This window comes from Rhodanobacter sp. FW021-MT20, assembly GCF_041107475.1.
GTDB lineage: Bacteria > Pseudomonadota > Gammaproteobacteria > Xanthomonadales > Rhodanobacteraceae > Rhodanobacter_A > Rhodanobacter_A glycinis.
In genome coordinates this window covers 175,355-181,619 of sequence record NZ_JBGBPX010000003.1, presented here as the reverse complement: position 1 = coordinate 181,619, position 6,265 = coordinate 175,355, and the positions used below count along the sequence as shown (strand labels likewise).

Below are 6,265 nucleotides of genomic sequence, written 5' to 3'. Positions count from 1 at the left end.
GGCCGAGTGGTTTAAGGCAGCAGTCTTGACGCGAAGGCAGGATGCCGTAGCGAACGGCGACGTTGTCGCCGGCCCCGGAGGGGTGGAGGGCAGGAAGCCCGGAATCAAACTGCCGTAGGGGCGTACGCAGTACGCCTGTTCGCGCAGACAAACGCCAGAGATGGCCGAGTGGTTTAAGGCAGCAGTCTTGACGCGAAGGCAGGATGCCGTAGCGAACGGCGACGTTGTCGCCGGCCCCGCAGGGGTGGAGGGCAGGAAGCCCGGAATCAAACTGCCGTAGGGGCGTACGCAGTACGCCTGTTCGCGCAGACAAACGGAGAGATGGCCGAGTGGTTTAAGGCAGCAGTCTTGAAAACTGCCGTAGGTGCAAGCCTACCGTGGGTTCGAATCCCACTCTCTCCGCCATTCCGGCCCGGATGGCGAAACAGGTAGACGCAAGAGACTTAAAATCTCTCGGGGGCAACCCCATCCCGGTTCGACCCCGGGTCCGGGCACCAGTCGCATCCTTTGACGAAATGGCGATCCTGCCGGCTCAGGCGACCGCGCTTTGCGGCATCGGTGCCTGTCGGGCGTACTGGGCCAGGCGAATGTTGGAGACGGGCCCGGGCATTTCCACGCTGATGCTGCGGCCGGAGCGCATGTGCTCGTCGCGGGCAGTTTCACGCGCCAACTGGATGGCTGGGCCCAGACGAAGCTGGCTGAACAGGGTGGTGCCGGCGCGGCGAATGCTCCAGGTGTCGTCGGACGCCTGGCTAAGCGAGTAGATCACCATCAGCATTTCCGTGTGCTCCTTTGCGACCTCGAGAGGGCGGAGTACGCCAATGGCTTCGGGTCGCCCCTCTGATCGACCCATTGCGGCATGTTGCCATCCAACGGGTGAGTGTGCTGTCGGTGGTTTCCTACATGTTGTGTCAGCGCCTTCGGTTTCTGCGCATGTGTGGATGGAAAGGCTTGCATTAACGCGGTGTCCCGCCTAACTTGCCTTGGCCTATTCAGGGAGGGCTCATGCGATGATCGATGTTGTACTGGTGGATGACCACGAACTGGTCCGCACCGGTTTCAGGATGATTCTTGAGCAACAGCCCGATATCCGCATTTGTGGTGAAGCGGGCACGGCAGAGGAAGGCCTTTCCCTCATTCGCTCGCTGAAGCCGGCCATTGCCCTGGTCGACGTCCATATGCCCGGGATGAGCGGCATCGAGTTGACCGAGCGGGTGTCGCGGGCGAATCTGCCCACGCATATCGTGGTGGTCACCGTGGTCGACGACGCGCGTTTTCCCAAGCGCCTGCTCGATGCCGGTGCACTTGGCTACCTGACCAAAGGTTGTTCGGCCGACGAGCTGCTGGGCGCAGTGCGCCAGGTGGCTGGCGGGCGCCGTTACCTGGCTCCGGCGGTGGCGCAACAACTGGCGTTGGCAACGCTGGATGGCGACAGCTCCCCCTTCGATGCGCTGTCCACCCGCGAGCTGGAAGTGGCCATGATGCTGGTGCGCGGCAAGGCGCTGACGTCGATCGGCGAGCAACTCAGCCTGAGTCCGAAGACGGTATCCACTTACAAGCAGCGCTTGATGGAGAAATTGCAGGTGGATCACGTGATCAGCCTGGCGCACCTGATGACCATTCACGGCCTGCTGGATACGCATAACCACCAGGTCGGCAACTGACGAAAACATTCATCGGGGAACAAAAGAAAAGGCCGGACTGAGTCCGGCCTTTTCTTTTTCAGGAACGCGATGATTTGCGATCAGGAGCCTGTGGCATCCGAATGCCCGGGCTTGTCGTTCGCACCCGGTTCCGTCCCGGCATGCGAAGACGGGGCAGGGGCCGGCACGGGCTTGGCCGTTTCCGTTGCGGCCGGGCGGGCTGCGGGCGATGCCAGCAAGTCACCCTGCGTGGGTTGCGGAACCGGGGTGGCGGCCGTCGTCACGGCAGGCTTTTCAGCAGGGCTGACGATCGGCTGGGGCGCGGGTTCTGCATGGACCGGCTTTGGTGCTGCCGGGGCCGAGGCAGGGGCAGGGGCCGGAGCCGGAGCCGGAGCAACAGGCGCCGGCGAGCTGACCGGTCGGTCAGCGGCGGCATCGGCAGCTTTGGCCGGTTCGCTGGCCGGCTCACGTGCGGCAGGCACTGACGCTGCGACTGTCGCGGGTTTGGCCGCTTCGGCGGTTTCCACCGCAGGCTTCGCCGACTCGTCCCCGGACGTCACCGGGATCGGTGGCAGCGTAGGCAACTGGAAGCTGGCGGATGCGGCGGCCGGCTTGGCGGCGACAGGCTTCGGGGCCTCTGCGGCAGCGGTTTCGCTCGGAGTCGACTTGCTGGCTTCCACGGCCACCGTGGGACGCGGCGCCGGGCTGGCTGCCGCCGGGCTGCTGACGGGAGCAGCGGTCGGAGCCGGAGCCGGAGCCGGAGCCGGAGCGTTCGAGCTGCTGGCGACGTCACGCGGGCGCGGCGCTTCCGCTGGCTGGGCTTCCACCGGGGCCTTGGATGGGCTGGCCGGAGCCTTGCTTGCGCGAGCGGGCGTGTCGTTATGTTCCTGGTCGTTCTCTGCCGTGGCCTGCTCGGCGTTGGCTGACGTCTCCGTGGTGTTCGTCTCGTCATGGCGGCGACGGCGACGGCCACCGCGGCGACCACGACGACGGCGCTGGCCGCTCTCGGTGGTGTCGGCGGCGCCTTCTGCGGCGTCCTGGGCTGTCTCGACAGCGGGCTTGGCCACGGCGGCGACCTTGGCCTCTTCGGTTGGCACGGTGGCTGTCAGGCGTTCTTCCTGCACGGCGGTGTCCGGGGCAGGGGCGGCGGCCGGACGCGGGGTGCGTTCCGGTTTGGCGGCAGCCTGTGCCTGCGGCTTGCGTTCGTTGCCAGCCGAGTCGCTGGAGGCCACGTTGGCAGCCTTGGGTTTGCGTTCGGGCTTTGGCGTGGACTGGCGTGTCGGCTGCTGGCCCTGTTCGCCATTGCGCTGGCGCGGATTGCGTCCCTGTTGCGCATTGCCCTTGGTGTTCTGCTGGCCTTCGCCACCACCGCGGCGCGACGAGCGCTGCGAATTGCCGGCATTGCCTTGGCGACGCTCGTCGCGCTGGTTGTTGCGGTCGCGGTTCTCGCGCTTTTCAGCCGGCTTGCTCGGTGCCGGGGCGGGAGCTTCCGGGGCAGCGGCACCACCGCGGAACCAGCCGAACAGGCGCGCGATCACGCCGCCACTGGCGGCAGCCGGCGCGGCTGCGGTCGCGCGACGTGGCGCCGGCCGAGCCGGGGCCGCGGCCACCGGGGCAGCAACGGGTTCCTCGCGCACGGGAGCCGGCGTAGCCGGCACCACGCCGGAGACGGCGGGCTGCTCGCTGCTGCCCAGCGCCTGGCCCATCTTCGGGATCGGCGCTTCCTCGACGGCGGTGAGCCGCTCGTAGCTGGGCTTGCTGTGCTCGCCCATGTCCGCTTCCTTGATGCGCTGGATGTGGATATGCGGCGTTTCCAGCTTTTCGTCGGAGACGATGACGACATGCACCTTGTTGCGCAGCTCGACTTCGACCACGCCGGCGCGCTTTTCGTTGAGCATGAAGTTGGCGACCATCGGTGGCGCCTGCACCAGCACCTGGCCGGTGTTGTCCTTCATCGCGTGCTCTTCGATCAGGCGCAGGGTGGACAGCGCCAGCGATTCCACGCTGCGGATCTGGCCGTGGCCTTCGCAACGCGGGCAGACGATCTGGGTGGCTTCGCCCAGGCTCGGGCGCAGGCGCTGGCGCGACATTTCCATCAGGCCGAAGCGGCTGATCCGGCCGACCTGCACGCGGGCGCGGTCGAGCTTCAGCGCATCACGCAGCTTTTCCTCGACCTCGCGCTGGTGGCGCGGGCTGTCCATGTCGATGAAGTCGATCACGATCAGGCCGCCGGTGTCGCGGATGCGAGCCTGACGCGCGATCTCCACTGCCGCCTCGCAATTGATGTTGAAGGCGGTGTCCTCGATGTCGCTGCCCTTGGTGGCCTTGGCCGAGTTGACGTCGATGGCGGTCAGCGCTTCAGTCTGGTCGATCACGATCGAACCACCGGATGGCAGGCGCACCTGGCGGTCGAACGCGCTCTCGATCTGCGTCTCGATCTGGTAGCGCGAGAACAGCGGCGTATCGTCGGTGTACAGCTTGAGCTTGCGCAGGGCGTTGGGCATCACCTGCTGCATGAAGTCGCGTGCGTCGTTGTACAGCGATTCCTCGTCGATGAGGATTTCGCCGATATCGTTGCGCAGGTAGTCACGCAGGGCGCGGATGAACAGCTTCGATTCCTGATAGATCAGGAACGGTGCCTTCTTTGCTTCGGCGGCGCCGGAAATCGCCTTCCACAGTTGCAGCAGGTAATCCAGGTCCCACTGCAGCTCTTCGGCGTCGCGGCCCATGCCGGCGGTGCGCACGATCAGGCCCATGTCGTCGGGCACGCTCAGGTGGTCAAGCGCTTCCTTCAGGGCCTGGCGATCCTCGCCCTCGATCCGGCGCGAGACGCCGCCGGCTTTCGGGTTGTTCGGCATCAGCACCATGTAGCGACCGGCCAGGCTGATGTAGGTGGTCAGCGCCGCGCCCTTGTTGCCGCGCTCTTCCTTTTCGACCTGGACGACGACTTCCTGGCCTTCCTTCAGCAGCTCGCGGATGTTCGCCTTGTGCGGGTCGAGGCCGGGCGTGAAGTAGCTGCGGGAGATTTCCTTCAGCGGCAGGAAGCCATGGCGCTCGGCGCCATAGTCGATGAAGCAGGCTTCGAGGGATTGTTCGACGCGAGTGATGCGGCCCTTGTAGATGTTGGACTTTTTCTGCTCGCGGGACGGGATTTCGATGTCGAGATCGTACAGATTCTGGCCATCGACGATGGCCACGCGCAACTCTTCACGCTGAGTTGCGTTGATCAACATGCGTTTCATTGTAGGTTTTCCTTGGCTTGCCGCGCGTCGCGTGCCTCGGTGGCGCCGAAAAGGGCGGCCTGCCGGGGATCGCGCCGCTGCGGTAAAGCGGCAAATAAACGGCGCCGTTACCGGCTCCGGGATGATTCGTGGCTCACGCAGGGCCGTCCGTGTCATACAACAGCGGACAAATGGCAACCCAAACCGTTACGATGAAAGGGAGCAGCGACCGGCTGCCGGGGAAGGCGACCGGCGCAATCCTCGCCGACGTCACGGGTGGGCACCCCTCGCCGCCGATACTCCGGCGGGTAGGGCATAGCGCCGGCCGAGTATCCTATTTCGCCAGGTTTTTTTCAATGCAGACGGCAACTTCCCCCGACGCACCTCACGGTGTACGTCAAGTCGAGATCGGCCCCGAGCGGGACGGTCAGCGTATCGACAATGCGCTGATGACCATGCTCAAGGGGGTTCCCAAGAGCATGATCTACCGCCTGTTGCGCACCGGGCAGGTGCGCGTGAACGGCAAGCGGGCCAAGCCGGATACGCGTCTCGCCGAGGGTGATACGCTGCGCATTCCACCCGTGCGGGTGGCCGAGCGCCCGGTCGGGCGCGGCCCGGCTGCCGAAATGGTGGCCCAAGTGACGGACGCGATCCTATTCGAGGACAAGCACTTCCTGGTCATCGACAAGCCCTCCGGTATCGCCAGCCACGGCGGCAGCGGGGTCAGCCATGGGGCCATCGAGCTGCTGCGCGCGGCGCGGCCGAACGAGTCGCTGGAGCTGGTCCATCGGCTGGATCGCGATACCAGCGGCGTACTGGTGTTTGCGCGGACCCGCGCCGGCTTGATCGGCCTGCAGGCGGCGATTCGTGCCGGCGAAGTGACCAAGCAGTACCTGTGCCTGATGGTCGGGCACCCATCCAAGGCCAAGTTCGACGTCAATGCGCCGCTGCAGAAATCCATCCTCCAGGGGGGCGAGCGCATGGTGAAGGTGTCCGATAACGGCAAGCCATCGCTCACTTTTTTCCGCGAGATGGAGCAATACCCGGGCGCCCGGCTGATGCAGGCGACGCTGGGTACCGGACGGACCCACCAGATTCGCGTGCATGCGGCGCATATCGGTCATCCCATCGCCGGCGACCCGAAGTACGGCGACAAGGAGATGAACAAGCGCTTGCGCGAGTACGGTCTGAACCGCCTGTTCCTGCATGCGGCGCACATGGGTTTCGAGCTGGACGGTCGCAGTTACGGGTTCTCCGCGCCCTTGCCGGATGACCTGAAGGTGTTCCTGGACACGCTGGCCGTGAAAGGGAAAAGGCTGGTCTATACGCGTCAGAAGTCGACGCTGTAGCCCCAGCCGGCCCGGCAGAGCTTTGGTCGCGCCGGGCCAGAACCGCCGGCTC

General features: G+C 65.6%; 4 protein-coding genes and 2 tRNA genes. 4 read left to right on the top strand and 2 right to left on the bottom strand.

Annotation, left to right across the window (positions count from 1 at the left end; translation table 11 throughout):
- Positions 1-315 precede the first annotated feature (315 nt).
- Together AB7849_RS05760 and AB7849_RS05755 are read left to right on the top strand one after the other, a co-directional pair.
- Positions 316-405 (top strand) — tRNA-Ser (locus AB7849_RS05760).
- Between the two features lie 5 nt (positions 406-410).
- A tRNA-Leu gene (locus tag AB7849_RS05755) sits at positions 411-497 on the top strand.
- A 35-nt stretch (positions 498-532) separates the two neighbouring features.
- Here the strand turns inward: AB7849_RS05755 and AB7849_RS05750 are convergent.
- Positions 533-778 carry a hypothetical protein gene (locus tag AB7849_RS05750; RefSeq protein WP_008216425.1) on the bottom strand — a complete coding sequence of 82 codons (246 nt, stop codon included), beginning with the start codon at positions 776-778 and terminating at the stop codon, positions 533-535.
- Positions 779-1,010: 232 nt separating this feature from the next.
- Here AB7849_RS05750 and AB7849_RS05745 point away from each other — a divergent pair, with 232 nt between their 5' ends.
- Positions 1,011-1,664, top strand: a complete 654-nt coding sequence (locus AB7849_RS05745) for a response regulator (protein ID WP_008216427.1) — start codon at positions 1,011-1,013, stop codon at positions 1,662-1,664.
- 80 nt (positions 1,665-1,744) lie between these two features.
- Here the strand turns inward: AB7849_RS05745 and AB7849_RS05740 are convergent, their stop codons facing one another.
- On the bottom strand, positions 1,745-4,885 hold the full coding sequence (locus tag AB7849_RS05740) for an Rne/Rng family ribonuclease (protein WP_369500697.1): 3,141 nt from the start codon (positions 4,883-4,885) through the stop codon (positions 1,745-1,747).
- Between the two features lie 335 nt (positions 4,886-5,220).
- On the opposite strand from AB7849_RS05740, the gene AB7849_RS05735 reads away from it, so the two are divergent.
- Positions 5,221-6,213 carry an RluA family pseudouridine synthase gene (locus AB7849_RS05735; protein WP_081491773.1) on the top strand — a complete coding sequence of 331 codons (993 nt, stop codon included), beginning with the start codon at positions 5,221-5,223 and terminating at the stop codon, positions 6,211-6,213.
- The last annotated feature ends 52 nt before the right edge of the window (positions 6,214-6,265 follow it).